This window comes from Actinoplanes sp. ATCC 53533, from assembly GCF_003947245.1.
The window spans coordinates 1-922 of sequence record NZ_QHHV01000574.1 but is presented as its reverse complement, the minus strand read 5'-3'; the positions used below and the strand labels follow the sequence as shown (position 1 = coordinate 922).

Sequence of the window (922 nt, the reverse complement as noted above, 5' to 3'; positions counted from 1 at the left end):
CGACTCACCTGGCCGAGATCGAGGCCACCATCGACGACACCTACTTCTGCTGGTACGGACCGACCACCGACACCGGTGACGCGTATTTCCGGGTGACCGGCCCGCGCGTGATCATTGAGTACTCGCCGCAGTCCATGGGTGGCAGTGCCGCCGACCACATCCACGGCATCTACCGGGACCCGAAGAACGAGTACGGGGCAGCGATCACCGGATGACCATCACGGCCGCCAGCCGTGCGCGAAGGGTGTCAGCGTGGGTGCTGGCGCCCTTCGTGGCGGCGATGCTCATCGTCTTCCCAGCGAGTGCGGCCTGGGCGCATCCGCTGGACATCACGTGGCAGACGTCCTACCTAACGCTGACAGCCGGTAAGGTCGACGTCGAAATCAAGATCTCGGTGGGCGCCCTGGTCGCGCCGGCCCTCCTCACCGACCTCGACCGCGACACGGACCACTCGCTCAGCGGCGACGAGGGAAACGACTACGCGTCGCGGGTCCTCGCAAAGATCGCGTTGCGCATCGACGACACCGCGATCCCACTGTCCGTCGCCCGAGTCGACCTGCCGGACTACACACAGACGCAGGCAGGCTACGGCGTCCTGCGCATCAAGGCGACCGGCAGCGCACCGGCCGCCGGCACGCACTCGCTGTTCTACCGCAACGACTTCGCGCCGGAGAAACCGCGATACCAGGTCACGGTGGCCGGCACCGACGGTGTCTCGATACCGGCGGGCACCCTGAGCCGCGACCAGGAACAACAGCAGGTGCGGACAGACTTCACCGTCGCCACGCCGACCGGCACGCCAACTACCGCTGCCGCCCAGGACGACACCACCGACACATGGAGTGCCGAACACCTGCTCGCTACGATGCGCGATCCGTCGCGGTCGCCGTGGATCATCATCGTGGCGATCGGGCTCGCGATG

The 922-nt window shown here is 67.0% G+C and carries 2 protein-coding genes; both read left to right on the top strand.

Annotation, left to right across the window (positions count from 1 at the left end; translation table 11 throughout):
- On the top strand, positions 1–215 hold a 215-nt coding region (locus DMB66_RS60100), incomplete at its 5' end, for a DUF3500 domain-containing protein (protein ID WP_125812716.1).
- Positions 216–256: 41 nt separating this feature from the next.
- The coding region (locus tag DMB66_RS60095; RefSeq protein ID WP_148112988.1) for a hypothetical protein at positions 257–922 on the top strand (666 nt) is incomplete at its 3' end.